At 69.9% G+C, this 14,515-nt stretch carries 10 protein-coding genes; 2 read left to right on the forward strand and 8 right to left on the reverse strand.

Features of this window, described 5'->3' with window-relative positions; translation table 11 throughout:
• Positions 1 to 276: 276 nt before the first annotated feature.
• Both AC6JA9_RS31170 and AC6JA9_RS31175 read left to right on the forward strand, forming a co-directional pair.
• Positions 277 to 1,065, forward strand: coding sequence for a glycosyltransferase family 2 protein (locus tag AC6JA9_RS31170; protein ID WP_223745340.1), 789 nt, complete (start codon positions 277 to 279; stop codon positions 1,063 to 1,065).
• 7 nt (positions 1,066 to 1,072) lie between these two features.
• The gene (locus AC6JA9_RS31175; protein ID WP_223745339.1) at positions 1,073 to 1,921 is read left to right on the forward strand and encodes a ChbG/HpnK family deacetylase; all 849 of its coding nucleotides are present in this window, start codon (positions 1,073 to 1,075) and stop codon (positions 1,919 to 1,921) included.
• A gap of 226 nt (positions 1,922 to 2,147) precedes the next feature.
• Here AC6JA9_RS31175 and AC6JA9_RS31180 read toward each other — a convergent pair whose 3' ends face one another.
• The 8 genes from AC6JA9_RS31180 to AC6JA9_RS31215 all read right to left on the reverse strand — a co-directional run bounded on the left by AC6JA9_RS31180 (position 2,148) and on the right by AC6JA9_RS31215 (position 14,514).
• Positions 2,148 to 2,819, reverse strand: a complete 672-nt coding sequence (locus AC6JA9_RS31180) for a methyltransferase domain-containing protein (RefSeq protein ID WP_223745338.1) — start codon at positions 2,817 to 2,819, stop codon at positions 2,148 to 2,150.
• Positions 2,816 to 3,949, reverse strand: coding sequence for a mannosyltransferase family protein (locus AC6JA9_RS31185; RefSeq protein ID WP_141322909.1), 1,134 nt, complete (start codon positions 3,947 to 3,949; stop codon positions 2,816 to 2,818). Before AC6JA9_RS31185 ends, AC6JA9_RS31180 begins: the two co-directional genes overlap by 4 nt.
• A gap of 65 nt (positions 3,950 to 4,014) precedes the next feature.
• On the reverse strand, positions 4,015 to 6,246 hold the full coding sequence (gene fadJ / locus AC6JA9_RS31190) for a fatty acid oxidation complex subunit alpha FadJ (protein WP_497958276.1): 2,232 nt from the start codon (positions 6,244 to 6,246) through the stop codon (positions 4,015 to 4,017).
• Complete coding sequence (fadI, locus tag AC6JA9_RS31195; RefSeq protein WP_223781928.1) at positions 6,246 to 7,547, reverse strand: acetyl-CoA C-acyltransferase FadI; 1,302 nt, start codon at positions 7,545 to 7,547, stop codon at positions 6,246 to 6,248. Before fadI ends, fadJ begins: the two co-directional genes overlap by 1 nt.
• Positions 7,548 to 7,750: 203 nt before the next feature.
• Positions 7,751 to 9,241 (reverse strand): hypothetical protein, encoded by a 1,491-nt coding sequence (locus AC6JA9_RS31200; RefSeq protein ID WP_223781927.1) that lies wholly within the window; start codon positions 9,239 to 9,241, stop codon positions 7,751 to 7,753.
• 245 nt (positions 9,242 to 9,486) lie between these two features.
• Entirely contained in the window at positions 9,487 to 10,533 is a 1,047-nt protein-coding gene (gene hemE, locus AC6JA9_RS31205; RefSeq protein WP_267700020.1) for a uroporphyrinogen decarboxylase, read from the reverse strand.
• A 13-nt stretch (positions 10,534 to 10,546) separates the two neighbouring features.
• Positions 10,547 to 13,024, reverse strand: coding sequence for an alpha-amylase family glycosyl hydrolase (locus AC6JA9_RS31210; protein WP_497958277.1), 2,478 nt, complete (start codon positions 13,022 to 13,024; stop codon positions 10,547 to 10,549).
• Positions 13,015 to 14,514, reverse strand: a complete 1,500-nt coding sequence (locus tag AC6JA9_RS31215; protein WP_141322915.1) for a carbohydrate porin — start codon at positions 14,512 to 14,514, stop codon at positions 13,015 to 13,017. The genes AC6JA9_RS31210 and AC6JA9_RS31215 overlap by 10 nt, the downstream gene beginning before the upstream one ends.
• Position 14,515: the final 1 nt, after the last annotated feature.

Below are 14,515 nucleotides of genomic sequence, written 5' to 3' on the forward strand. Positions count from 1 at the left end.
CACCTCCCTCGCCAGCCGGCCCACCTCCGGGCCCGGGGAAATCAGACGGAGGCAGTAGTCCTCCGGACCGAGGGCCCTCGCGAGGCGGGCCAGGGTTGACTCCGCTTCATCCACCACCAGCAGGGTATGAGGCCTAGAGGTCACAGTGTCCCCGTAAAATGGTGATTCCACGGTAGCACAGGGGTGTTCGCGAGTGGGAGCCCCCTGATTGATTTAGGACCCGGGCCTTGCTACCGAGCCGCCCGGAATCCCCTTCTCCGAGCATCGAGGTCCGTCGTGGCCAAGTACCCCAGCATCAGCCTCTTCCTCCCCGCATGGAACGAGGAGGACTACGTGGAGCGGGCGGTGAGTCGGGCGCTGGAGGCGCTGCCGCAGCTGACGGACGACTTCGAGATCATCGTGGTCAACGACGCGTCGACGGACCGCACGCAGGAGATTGCGGAAGGGATGGCGAAGCGGATTCCGCAGCTGCGGGTCATCAACCATCCGGTGAACCTGAAGCTGGGTGGGGCGATGCGCACGGGGCTGGCGGCCTCGACCAAGGACATCGTCGTCTACTCGGACATCGACCTGCCGTGGGACCTGCGGGAGCTGGAGCGCTCGCTGCACCTGATGGACTACCTGGAGGCGGACATGATCTGCGCCTTCCGGTTCGACCGCACGAGCGAGGGCCCCAAGCGCATCGTCTACTCGTTCGTCTACAACATGCTCATCCGGGCGCTGTTCGACATCCAGATCAAGGACGTCAACTTCAGCTTCAAGGTGATGCACCGGCGGGTGCTGGAGTCGATGGAGCTCAAGAGCCAGGGCTCGTTCATCGACGCGGAGCTGGTGGTGAAGGCCATCCGCAAGGGCTTCCGCGTGTTCCAGATGGGCGTGGACTACTTCCCGCGCACGCGTGGCGTGTCCACGCTGGCCTCGCCGTCGGTCATCGTGAAGATGGTGAAGGAGCTGGTGAAGCTCTACCCGGAGACGCGCAAGCCCGCGCCGCCGTCGCAGCCGGTGCGCCTGCCGCCGTCGGTGCAGCCGCTGCGCACCGCGAACAGCCGCTCGGCGCGGGGCTGAGTCGTCCGTGAGCACGCGGCCCCGGCGCCTCATCGTCAACGCGGATGACCTGGGGCTGCACCCGTCCCTGGACGCGGGCATCCTCCGCGCGAACCGCGAGGGAATCGTCACCAGCGCCACGCTGCTCGCCATGGGGCCGACAGCGCCCGAGGCGGCCACGCGCGCGCGCGGGCAAGGGCTCGCGGTGGGGTTGCACCTGGCGCTGTCGACGCGGCTCGAGCCCGCGGCGGGCGCCCACCGGGTCCCCACGGTGGCGCCTGACGGGCGGCTGCGTGCGAGCTGGGCGGAGTTCGCGAAGGCGTGGCTGACGGGCAAGGTGCGACGCGCGGAGGTGGAGCTGGAGCTGGAGTCGCAGCTTCGGCGCGCGCGGGAGCTGGGCGTGGTGGTGGACCACCTGGATGGACACCAGCACCTGCACCTGCTGCCCGGCATCCGGCCGATGGTCGAGGCGATGGCCGCGCGGGAGCGGCTCCCCGTGCGCTGGCCGGACGCCCTGCCCCGCGCGCGGTGGCTGCGCACGCCGGGCCCCGCGCTGAAGACGACGCTGCTCACGGTGCTGGCGCGCACGGCGCCCCGGGCTCGGCACGGCGTGCGTAGGGTGAGCGCGGGCGGCGTGTTCGAGGCGGGCCGGTTGGATGAGGCCGCGCTGCTGGCGGTGCTGGACGCGATGCCGGCGGGAGACTTCGAGGTGGGCTGTCACCCTGGCGAGGGCACACCGCAGGTGCCCGAGGACCCGGCGTGGACCTACGGCTGGCAGGCGGAGCTGGAGGCGCTCACGAGTGCCCGCGTGAAGGCGCGGCTCGCCGAGCGAGGCATCCAGCTCCACTCCTACGGGACGCTCGCTTCCGCGACGTAGAGCACGTGCGATGGCGTGGATGCCCCGCGCCTCCGCTGCGCATGGTTGCGCGCGTTGCAGCCACCTCGCATGAGCAACGCGCGCCTCGGTGCGATGGCGCTCTACGGCTCGGCGTATTCACCTCGCCCCTGTGCCCGCCGAGGGGACTCCGCCTCCGCGGACGTAGCGCCCACAGGACGTAGTGGCGCCCGACGCCACCACCTCGCGCACCGTGAGGCCCCAGCGACTACGGAGCACTCGCCTCCGCGACGTAGAGCACGTGAGGTGTGGTGTAGCCACGTCCCAGGTCCACCACCTCGCGCACCGTGAAGCCCGCATCCTCCAGGAGCGCTCGCATCGCCGAGCGAGGCTTGAGCACCATGCCCCCGCTCGCCTTCGTGCGCCCCAAGAGCGACACCATCACCCACTCCTGCGCCAACGCCTTGCGGTGCTTCCAGGAGCCATCCCCCTCCACCTCCTTCAACAACAGGCGCCCACCGGGGCGAAGCAGCCCGCGCGTCGCGCGCAGGAAGCCGGGCCACTTCTCCTCGGGCAACAGGTAGAGCACGTCGCACACCACCGCCGCCTCACACGTCCCCGGCAGCGCGGGCGCGAGCACATCCTCCAACGTCCCCTCCGCGAGCTTCACCCGCGGCAGCCCCGCGAGCGCCTCGCGCGCCCACCCCACCTTGCGCGGGTCCGGATCCACCGCGTGCACCTCGCGCTTCGGGTCCGACAGCGCCAAGAGCGCGGACAACAACCCGTGTCCACAGCCGATGTCCGCCACCGTGCCACCGGCGGGCATGCGCTCCACCACCGCGAGCAGCGGCGCCGAGGACGCACGCGCATGCACATGGAACCGCTCGGCCGCGGGCAGCCGGGAGTACAACGCGAGGGCCTCGTCGAGGAGCGTGCTCATGAGATGTAGTAGTCCGCGCCGAACGCCCACGACAACACGAGCAACGACACCGCGCCCACCGCCAGCGCCCCCTGGAGCACGCGCGGCCGCTCACGCAAGAGCATCGCCCCCGTCAGGAACACGGGGAACGACGACAGCAGATACCGCCCCATCCCCATGAAGTCCTTCGTGGACCACGCGGGCAGCCCGACGATGGCCAGCACGTAGACGGCGTACCCCCACCCGAGCAGCTTGCGCGTGGGCCACACCAGCGCGAGCGCCAGAAGCGTGAAGAACGCGTGTGCCGCCAGCCGGAACGCCTCGCGCTTGTCGGTGGGGTTGAGCACCACGTGCTCGAACCACGACACCTTCAGCCACGTCCTCCACCCCGGCGTCTGCGCCCACCCCGCCGCGCCCTGCACCTTCACGAAGGCGAACGGGTCTCCGAACTGGTGCCACAGGTAGAGCATGTAGCAGCCGAACCCCACCCCCGAGAGCACCGGCAGGAAGTCCACCGCGGTCCACTTCTCGCCCCGCGCGTGCTTCCACTCGAGCCTGCGAACCAGGAGTCCCAGCACCACCGCGGGCGCCACGGGCCGTGCCGCCGTGGCCACCGCCGCCACCAGCACCGCCGGCCCCAGGTGCCCCTTCTCCAGGAGCACGAAGGACGTCACCACCAGCAGGACGAACAGCGCGTCCGAATACATGGCCCCGTAGAAGTACATCGTGAACGGGTACATCGCCATCAAGAGGCCCGCCTTGAGCGCGGTGTCCTCGTCCGCGAGCAGCCTGGCCCAGCGCGTGAACATCACCAGCGCCAGCGGGCCACACAGCAGCGTGATGAGCACCCCCGCCTGATAGACGTTGGGCCCCAGGGTCTCCACCGCGCGGATGAGCAGCGGGTAGAGCGGGAAGAAGGCCACCGAGCTCTGCTCGCCCGGCGTGTACTGGTAGCCGTCCTGCGCGATGCGCATGTACCAGCTCGAATCCCACGCCACCCAGCCCATGGTGACGTACTCGTCGAGCCGCACGACGGGGTTCTGCGGATTCTTGTGGAAGTAGCGCCACGCCCCGGCCGCGGCGGCGGCGCTGCAGAGCAGGACGGCGACCAGGACGACCAGGGCGATGGTGCGAGACGCGGAGCGGGCCATTCGGCCGGCAGGCTGGTCCCAGAACGCCGCCCCGGTCAAGCACCGGAGCGGCGGGAACCCACGCCTCAGCGCGGGTAGAACGTCTTGCCTTCCTTGACCATCTCCACCAGGAGCGGCGCGGGCGTGAAGCGCTCACCCAGCTTGTCCTGGTAGTGCTCCAGCTTGCGCAGCACCTCCGACAGCCCCCGCGCGTCCGCGTAGTGGAACGGACCGCCAAGGAACGGAGGGAAGCCCAGGCCGAAGATGGCCCCCACGTCGCCGTCGCGCGCGCTGCGGAGGATGCCCTCGCCCAGGCAGCGGATGGCCTCGTTCACCATCTGCAGCACCAGCCGCTCCGCCATCTCCGACGCATCGAAGCCCTTGCGCTCCTTGCCGTGCGGCAACAGCCCGTAGACGGTGGGGTCCACCTCCTTCTTCTTTCCGTTCTCGTAGAGGTAGAAGCCCTTCTGGCTCTTGCGGCCCAGCCGGCCGTCGGCCACCACGCCGTCCAGCGCCTTGGGCGCGGCCATGCGCTTGCCGAAGGCCGCCTCCATGATGGGGCCGACCTTGTGGGCCACGTCGATGCCCACCTCGTCCAGCAGCGTCATCGGTCCCACCGGGAAGCCGAACTCCACCAGCGCCTTGTCCAGGGCGGCGATGTCCGCGCCCTCGGCCAGCAGGTACGCCGCCTCGTTCAGGTACGGCGCGAGGACGCGCGAGGTGTAGAAGCCCGGCCCGTCGTTGACGACGATGACCGTCTTGCCCTGCTTGCGCCCCACCTCCACGCACGTGGCCGTCACCTGGTCCGCGGTGCCCGCGTGGGTGATGATCTCCAACAGCGGCATCTTGTTGACCGGGCTGAAGTAATGCATGCCGATGACCTGGGCGGGCCGCTTGCTGCCCTTGGCCAGCTCGGTAATCGGGATGCTGGAGGTGTTGGACGCGAAGATGGCGTCGGGCCCGGTGACGGCCTCCACCTCCGCGAGGATGCGGTGCTTGAGCTTCAGGTCCTCGAACACCGCCTCGATGACCAGGTCCGCCGACTTGAAGCCGCTGTAGTCGGTGCCCGCGGTGATTCGCGCCTGCTTCGCCGCCGCCTCGCGCCAGGTGAGCGAGCGCTTCTTCACGCGCTCATCCAGGATGCCCTGCACCTGCTTGAGCGCGCGCGCCACACCCGCGTCGTCCTTGTCCTTCACGCGCACCTGCGCGCCCTGCAGCACGCCAGCCACGTAGGCGATGCCCCCGCCCATCAGCCCGCCGCCCAGCACCGCGACCTTCTTCACCTCGCGCGGCTTCACGCTCGCGTCCGACGTGCCGTTCTCCTTCTTCAGCGCCGTCGTCGCGAAGAACACCTCCACCAGCCGCTTGGAGACGTCCGACATCACCAGCTCGCCGAACGCCTTCGCCTCGGCCGCCAGCCCCGCCTCGCGCCCGGACTCCAGGCCCGTGCGAACCACCCGCAGGGCCTTCTCCGGAGCGGGGTACTTGCCGCGCGTCTTCTTGAGCAGCTGCTTCCGGGCCGCATCGAAGAGGACCTTGCGCCCCAGCGGGTTGTCCTCCAGCGCCACCTCCGCCCACAGCTCCTTGTTCGCCAGTCCCTGGAAGAAGCCCGCGAGCCCCTTCTTCTGCCCCACTGACTTCAGCCCCTGGCCGTGCGCGCGCACCGGCTTGAGCGAGCCCGCCGCCAGCTCCCTCGCGCGCTGCACCGCGATGGCGCGCAGGATGGGCACTGGCACCACCTCGTCGACGATGCCCAGCTTGCGGGCCTTCGCCGGCTTGACGTTCTTGCCCGTGAGGATGAGGTCCAGCGCCGCCTGCGCGCCGATGAGCGCGGGCAGCCGCTGCGTCCCGCCCGCGCCCGGAAGCAGGCCCAGCTGCACCTCCGGCAGGCCGAGCGTCGTCTTCGCGCTGTCCGTGGCGATGCGGTAGTGGCACGCCAGCGCCCACTCCAGCCCGCCGCCCAGACACGCGCCGTGGATGGCAGCCACGACAGGTTTGGGGAAGGCCTCCAGCCGGTCGAACCCCGCCTGCCCCTGCTGGCTCATCGCGGTGGCCTCCTCCGCCGTCTTCAGCGTCTGGAGGTAGTCAATCTTCGCCCCGGCGACGAAGCTGTCCTTCTTGCCGGAGATGAACACCAGGGCCTTCACGTCGGCCTCGCGCTCCGCCTCGTCCAGCAGCCGGGAGAACGCCGCGCCCACCTCCGGGCTCAGCGTGTTCACGGCGGAGTCCGGCAGGTCGAACGTGACGACGGCGACGCCGTCCTCGACCTGGAGGGAGAAGCCCTGCTTCGCCTGAAGCTCTTCGAGTTGGATGGCCATCACGCACGCTCCAGGACCACCACGGCGCCCAGGCCGCCGGCGGCGCAGACGGTGCACATCACCGTGTTCTTGTTCCGACGCTTCAGCTCGTTGAGGGCCTGCGTGACGATGCGCGCCCCCGTCGCCCCGAAGGGATGACCGATGGCGATGGAGCCGCCCGTCACGTTCAGCCGCTCGCGGTCCACCTCCCCCACCGGCTCCGCCCAGCCCGCCTTCTTCGCGAAGCTCTTCGACGCCAGCGCCTGGAGGTTGCTCGCCACCTGCGCGGCGAACGCCTCGTGCATCTCGACGAGGTCGATGTCCGACAGCTTCAGCCCCGCGCGCGCCAGCGCCGTGGGCACCGCGTACACCGGGCCCTGCAACAGCTGGTCGCCCGGGTCCGTGGCCGCGTACGCGTACGAGCGCAGGTAGCCCAGGGGCTCGTAGCCCAGCTCCCGCGCCCGCTCCTCGCTCATGAGCAACAGCGCCGCCGCGCCGTCCGTCAGCGGCGACGCGTTGCCCGCCGTCACCGTGCCGTACTTCCGGTCGAACACCGGCTTGAGCTTGCCCAGCGCCTCCAGGCTGGTGTCCTCGCGGATGATGTTGTCGCGCGTGGCCGTCTGCTCGTACTTCGGCGGCACCGACACGTGCATCACCTCGTCGTCGAAGCGGCCGTCCTTCCACGCCGCCGCCGCGTTCTTGTGCGACGAGAGCGCGATGCGGTCCTGCTCCTCGCGGGAGATGCCGTTCTCCTTCGCCATCTTCTCCGCGCTCTCCCCCATGGACAGGCCCGTGGAGTACTCGGCGATGGCGGGCGGCACGGGCACCAAATCTTGCGCCTTGAGCTTCTGGAAGGGCTTGAGCTTCTCGCCCAGCGAGCGCCCCTTGGACGCCGCCGCCAGCGCGTGCGCCAGGGGTCGGCTGGTGAACACCGGCGGGTCCGACATCGCCTCGGTGCCTCCGGCGATGGCCACGTCCGAGTAGCCCAGCGCAATCGCGTTGCCCGCCGTCGTCAGCGCCTGGATGGACGTCGCGCACGCGCGCGTCACCGTGGCCGCTTCAATCTTGAGCGGCAGCCCCGCCGCGATGACCACCTCGCGCGCGATGGACGGCCCCGTCAGCGTCGGAATCACCTGCCCGAAGACGAGCTGGTCGATGACGTTCGGGTCCAGGTCCGAGCGCTGCACCAGCTCCTGGACCACCATCCGTCCCAGGTCCAGCGCGGTGAGCCCGGAGAACACCGTGCCCGCCTTCACGAACGGCGTCCGCAGCCCCCGGACGATGGCCACCCTCCGGTGACTGTTGCGCTTCTGGCTTGCCATGTGTGCCTCACCCTCCTGGACGTCGAGTGGGGCACTTCTAATGAGCGCTGATGCGGCGCGTCAACCCTCTGTTGATTCAAGAGTCAATCCGCGAGCACTTGGCGCGCTCCCTCCTCCAGCGAGGGAGCCACGGGGCGGAGGGGGTGAGGCCTCCGCCCCGTGTGCTTCGGTCGTCCCTCACTCACGCGAGGGACACGCCTTCGCTACTTCTTTCCGTCGGCCTGCGGTCCCAGGACGATGTCGAAGCGGACACCGCCCGCCTCCTCGACCTTGTCGGGCTGCTCGGGGCTGGCCGAGTGCTGCACCACCTCGACGGCGAAGCGGCCCTGCTCCACGGCGGTGCCCTGCGAGACGAAGCGCACGTTGACGTGGTGCGCGCCGTCCGGGTCCAGCCACAGGCCGTCCAGCCGGGCGCCCTGCGGATTGACGATGCGCACGGTCTGCTCGCCCACCACCTCGAAGCCCTGGCCCTCGTGGCCCCAGCGGTCCCACAGCTCGGTCGGCAGCGTGACGAGCACCTGTCCACGCTCCAGGAAGGACGGCAGGTCCACGTCGCCGTTGCGGATCTCCAGGTGCGCCAGGCTCGGCCTGTCGCGCAGCAGGTTGCGCACGCGGAAGTCGAAGTCACGCACGGGCGCGAAGGGCGACAGGTTGACGACGTTGACGTTCTTCCACGCCAGGTTGTTGTTCCAGCGCGTGTTGTTGAGCGTGTTGGAGTTGGTCGCCTCCACCAGCGTCATCGGGTCCTGCGAGGACACCCAGCGCGTCAGCAGGCAGTAGTGGCCCGGCGCGGGCACGCCGTTCCACGGCACCATCACCTCCACGTTGGCGCCCGGGGCGATGCCCGCCACGGAGATGGAGCCGATGGGCGCCCAGTCCATGGGCCACAGCGCCGCGCCACCCGAGCCCGTGTAGTAGACGTGCAGCGTGCCGCTGGCCGTGTTGCCCACGGGCACGAGCGGGCCGTTGTTGCGCAGCGTGACGTAGACGTAGTTCGTCTGGCCGAACTCCGGGTTCTGGTGGCCCACGCAGCCGGCGTTCTGGCACACGCGGATGTCCGGGCTCACCCAGATGGGGTCCACCGTCGGCGTGTTGCCGAAGTCGCCGCCGTTGTCCTTCGAGTACACGTCCACGCGGCACTGCGTGACGACGAGCGTGACGAAGTCCACCGCCGAGTCATCCTGGGCGAAGACGTCCACGAAGCCCTGCGCGTTGAGGGTGGGGATGAGGTTCACGCCGCCGGGCAGCGCGGCCAGGTTCAGCGAGACGGTGCCGGAGCCGTAGAGCGGGATGCCCAGGCTCGCCAGCGACGCGCCCCAGCCCGTGGCCAGCTGCGTGCCCGCGGGGCCCATGAAGAGCAGGCCCATGGAGTCGTTGGTGTCACCGTTGCGCACCACCATGCGCAGCGTGGCGCCACAGATGGGGCCCAGCCGGCGCAGGTTGGTGAAGGTGGTGGCGAACCACCGGTCGATGCTCATGTCGTCGAACGGACGCGAGCCGGGATAGGTGTAGTTCGCGGCGATATAGTTGAGCATGCCCGTGCTGGGCGACACCGCCTCGGTCGGCGCGGCGAAGTTGTCCGCGATGCCGTGGGTGAAGGTCTGCGCGCGCGCGGCGCCGCCCCAGGTGACAGCCAGAAGGGCGAGCATGCTGAAGACGGTGCTGAAGTGGACTCGGGGATGAGGCGAAGACATGGAGCTCCTCGGGGTGTGGCGGGTTCGGCCGCGCCAGGCCACGTCGGAGAACTCCAGGTCGAGAAGAAGGAAGGGCGCGCCGCGGCCGGCCACTGAGCAACCGCCATGCCCTCCCGTCCGTCAGAGGATGACGCGCCGCTCGAGGACCTCGCGGCGAGACATTCCACGCCACAGTCCGAGCGGACTGTGGCGTGTCCGGTTACGCCCGCGCGCGTGGAGGAGCCACGCCGACCTGCGGGAAACCGCTACGGCTTGAGCGTGCCCTGACGCAGCGCCGTGCCCAGGCGGTGCACGGCCTCGACGGCGAACTTCGCGGCCTCCGGGTCCGTGGGCGGGAGGATGCCGTGGCCCAGGTTGAAGATGTGCCCCGTGGGGCCCGCGCGCAGGAGGATGTCCTTCACGCGGCCCTCCAGCTCCTCGCGCGGCAGGAACAGGTGCAAGGGGTCCAGGTTGCCCTGCACCGCGACGTCCGGGCCCAGCACCTTGCGGCCCTCGTCCATGGGCAGCGTCCAGTCCAGGCCCACCACGTCCGCGCCCGTGCTCTTGAGCAGGGACAGGTGCGTGGACATGCCCACGCCGAAGACGATGACGGGCACGCCCGTGGCCTTCAGCTCGGACACCATGCGCGTCAGGTACGGCAGACAGAAGCGCTCGTAGTCCCACGGCGACAGCTCGCCGCCCCACGAGTCGAAGATTTGAACGATGCTCGCCCCCGCCTCGACCTGCATCTTGAGGTACGGGATGAGCGTGTCGGTGAGCTTGCCGAACAGGCGGTGCGCCAGCTCCGGCTGCTCGAACATCAGCCGCTTGATGAGGATGTAGCTCTTGGAGCCGCCGCCCTCCACCATGTACGCGGCCAGCGTGAAGGGCGCGCCCGCGAAGCCGATGACGGGCACCGAGTCGTTGAGCGCCTTGCGCGTGCGGCGGATGGCCTCCGCCACGAAGCCCGTGCCCTCCACGGGGTCCGGCACGCCCAGCTTGTCGATGTCCGCCGCGGTGCGCACGGGGTTCGGGAAGTGCGGCCCCTTGTCCCCCAGCTCCAGGTGGATGCCCATGGCCTCCACGGGGATGAGGATGTCGGAGAAGATGATGGCCGCGTCCACGCCCAGCCGCGTCACCGGCTGCACGGTGACTTCGGCGGCCAGGTCCGGGTGCTTGCACAGGTCCAGGAAGGCGATGTTGCCGCGGATGGCCCGGTACTCGGGCAGGTAGCGGCCGGCCTGGCGCATGAGCCACACGGGCGTGGTGTCGGTGGGCTGGCGGCGCGCGGCGCGGAGGAGTCGGTCGTTCACTTCGGGCTCTCGGTCAGTCGGTGCACAGCTTGGAGGTCGACATCGCCAACAACGGCGGACAGAAGCGGAGGAAAGGCGGCCCCTTCACGGAGCGCTGCTCCCACGCCACGGGCACCTGCACGGGGCCCTCCTCCGTCTTCAGCTCCGGGACGAAAAGCAGGCGGTTGGGGCCGCCCTCCCAGGAGAACTTCCCCGGGCCGTCCTCTCGCACGAGCTTGTACTCGAAGACCCCGCCCTCGGGCAGCGACAGAGTGACGGCGCCGGCTTCCGGGCGCAGCGAGCGCTCGGGCTTCCAGCCTCCCAGCTCCGGGCCTCCGCCCACCACCCTTACCGCCGCGTCTCCCGTCTGGAGCACCACGGTGCGTCGAGGCCCCTCCCCCTTCCACCCGGTCCGAGCCATCTCCACCAGCGCCGCGTGGCCGCCCGGCGTGGCCGCCTTGAGCCGCACCAGCGACACCTCGCCCGGCTTCACCTCGACGTGCCAATAGGCCGACTCCGCGAGCCGCCCCAGCATGGAGCGCTTTCCCGTCAGCGGCTCGATGCCGTGCCCATCCCCGAGCCCCGAGGGCAGGAACGCGACACGCCGCTCGGTCCCGGAGTTGATGCCGACGAAGAACGCGTCATCCGGCGTCACGCGGACGTAGGCGAAGAAGTCCTCCCGGGCGGCGAGCACCATCGTCTCGCCACGCTGGAGGGCCTCACTGCCTCGACGCGCTTCCAACAACCGGGCAATCCACGCGCGCAGCGGATGGTCCGCGGTGAAGCGCATGTCGCCCCGGTTCTCCGGCTCCTTCGCGCCAGTGAGCCCCTCTTCGATGCCATACGTCAGCGCCGGCACGCCGCGCGCCGTGAGCTGCACCGCGAGCGCCCGCTTCACCTTCTCCACATCCCCGCCACACTCGCTCATCACCCGGGGCAGGTCGTGGTTGTCCAGGAGCGTCACCAGCGACTGGGGAGAAGGCTGGAACCGGTCGTTGAACAGGATGGCGCCCAGGTGCGAAGGAGAGCGCCCCCGGCAGAAGACATCCACCAGCGCGAAGGCCAGCGGGAAGTCGAACATCGTCCCGAAGCGGCCCTCCTTCATCACCCGCGCCAGCAGCACCGGGTCGCCGTCGAGCAGCTCGCCCAGCAGCAGGAAGTCCTTGCCCGCGTGCGCGCGCAGGTCATCGTTGTAGCGGGCCCAGAAGTCCATGGGCAGGTGCTTGACGGCGTCCAGCCGGAAGCCCGCGGGCTTCACCGTGTCCACCCACTTCAGCGAGTGCGAGAGCAGGTGCTGGTAGACCTCCTCCTGCTCCACCGCCAGGTCCGGCAGCCCGTGCACGTCGCGCATCACCAGCTCGCGCGAGTCGTTCCAGTTCTCGATGGGCCCCAGCCCGTGGAACCACGTCGGCTTCTCGCGCGTGAGCCGCGTCTCCGGGCCCACGTGGTTGAGCACCACGTCCAGCACCAGCCGCATGTCGCGGCGGCGCAGCTCCGCGGACAGCTCCTTCAGCAGGGCCTCGTCACCGAAGCGCGGCTCCACCCGGCCGAAGTCCTCCACCCAGTAGCCGTGGAAGGCGCCGTACCCATGGAACTTGTCGGTCCGCATCTGGAAGACGGGTGAAAGCCACACCGTGCGGACACCGAGCGCCTTGAGCCCGTCCAGTCGGTCGATGACGCCACGCAGGTCTCCGCCGTGAAAGGCCTGCGCGTCCTTCGCATCCACCGCCCCGTCGTTCTTCACGTCCCCGTTGGCGAAGCGGTCCACCATCACGAAGTAGATGGCGTCCCCTTCCGGCGGCGTCCACTGGCCCCGGTACGGCTGGGGCGCGGGCTTGGGCGGAGGAGGCGGCTCGGTGGGCGTGCTCGTGCCCGGCTCGATGCCCTCTCCGGCCGGCGCCGACAGGCCGGGCACCAGCCCCGGGCCACCGTCGGTGGACGGCACCAGCATGGGCGAGGCGAGGAACGAGTCGAACAGCGCGCCCACCTGCCCCGAAATCTGCCGGGCCACCTCCAGCTGCGCGTCATCCTCGCGCTGCTGGTCGAACTGGAGCGCGGCGCCGTAGTCCGCCGAGTCGCTCGTGGCCTCCAGCGCGGACGTGGCGCGGTTGGCCGTGGTCTTCACGTACACGTCCCACGAGAAGCGCCCGCCCACCTGCCCGAAGAACGTCACCCGCGTCTCCACCAGGAGCAGCAGTGGCGCGTCCCCGGCGCGGGCCTTGAGCATCGCGAAGCGGCGCTGCGTGTCCGTCACCTTCGCGAACTCGGCGGCGTACTCGTCGTAGGGAACTTCACGCGCCTGGAGGTTTCTCTTGGCCAGCACCTCCGCCACGCGCTGACGCACGCCCTCCGGCACGTTGGCCACCGCGCCGCGCCGCGCGTCGTCGCGGATGTACGCCACCGCCACCACCGTCCCTTCCGGCGCCAGCACCGGAGGCCCCTGCCGCTTCAGGCAGCCCGAGGCCACCAGCGCGAGGACCAGGGACCACAACCACCGCTGTCTCAGAACCATCCTTCGGCCTCGATGGCGACCACCGAGTGCCAGTGGCGCTCGGGGCCGACGTACTGGTTGTACTGGTTCAGGCTGTCCACGAACGAGTTGCCGAACGCCGCGTGCTGCGACGAGTACTGCAAGCCGTACAGCAGCCGCAGGCTGGGGCGCGCGTAGATGCCGCGGCCGGTGGGGTTGAGCACCACGCCCACCTTGCCCTGCCACGTGTCGCGCGTGTCGCTGTCGCCGAACTCCAGGCCGCGCGCGTCGGGGATGCCGCGCGTGCTGGTGAACACCGAGTCCACGTGGTTGCGGTACGCGTTGCCGTTCTGGCTCTTCTCGCGCGCGATGCTCGTCTCCATCAGGAGGTGCACGCGCTCGGTGAGGAAGTACTGCAGCCGCACCACCGTGGACGCGATGATGCGGTCGTCGTCGCCCGGCTTGATGGCGTTGTCGTTGTTGTAGGCGTAGCCCAGCCACACGCCCCACAGCGCCTCGAGCTTGTCGGGGATGAGCTTGATGTACGCCTCGTTGCCGAGCGACGCCTCGTAGCGCTCGTCGGTCTGGTCCGCGATGAATACCGTCCAGTCGCGATTGCGGTAGCGCTCCGTGTACGCCTGGTCCGGGTGCTTCTTCTCGAACGTGAGGTAGAGGTTGTCCCAGATGAGCGGCCCCAGCCCGCCGAAGCCCACGTAGCCGATGGCGCGGTAGGACAGCGCGCTGCGGGGCGCCAGGTCCGGCACCAGGTAGTCCTCCAGGCCCGGGTTGGCCTCGAAGTAGCGCTGCACCACCTCCCGGCGCACGTAGTCCTCGTAGTTGACGTACTCCGAGCGGTAGAGCGCGTTGCGGTTGCCCCGCACCTTGGGCTCGTAGCCCAGCTGGCCGCGCAGGCCGACCTCCAGGTGTCCGGGAATCAGCCGGTAGCGGAAGGACGCGGCGCCGGTGAGCACCGTGTTGTACTTCTGGGGCCGCAGCGTGTAGCCGCTGTCACCCACCGCGAGCAGCACGTCGTAGCGGTCGCCCTGGTACGTGCCGGACAGGCCCACCGTGTCCCAGAGCAGCGTCGCCGGGCGCTGGTCGTAGATGTGCAAGTCGTTCCAGCGGTCCTCGAGCGTGCCCAGCTGCCACGTCACGCGGTCCAGCAGGATGTTGCCCGCGCGCACGAAGAGGTAGTCGGCGCGGAAGTTGAGGAACGAGCCGTTGCCCGGGTCCGCGGAACGGAACGAGGTGCCGGAGAAGCGCGAGTGCACCTCCGCCCAGACCTCGTCGGAGCCCGGCGCGGCCTGGAGCACGTCCAGGCGCAGGTTGAGCTCACCGTAGGGGCTCTCGTTGAGGAGCCGGCCGTAGAGCCAGTAGTAGCCCAGCTGGCCGGAGCCGCCCGAGAAGTCCGGGCGGGTCATGATGCGGAAGTAGCCCGCGGCGCCGAAGCGGTCCCTCGTGGCGTCGGCCAGGGTGACGAGCGGGATGAGGAGCAACAGGAGGGCGCCGAGGCGCGCTGGCAGGACTCGCATG

Source organism: Myxococcus sp. MH1, assembly GCF_059738865.1.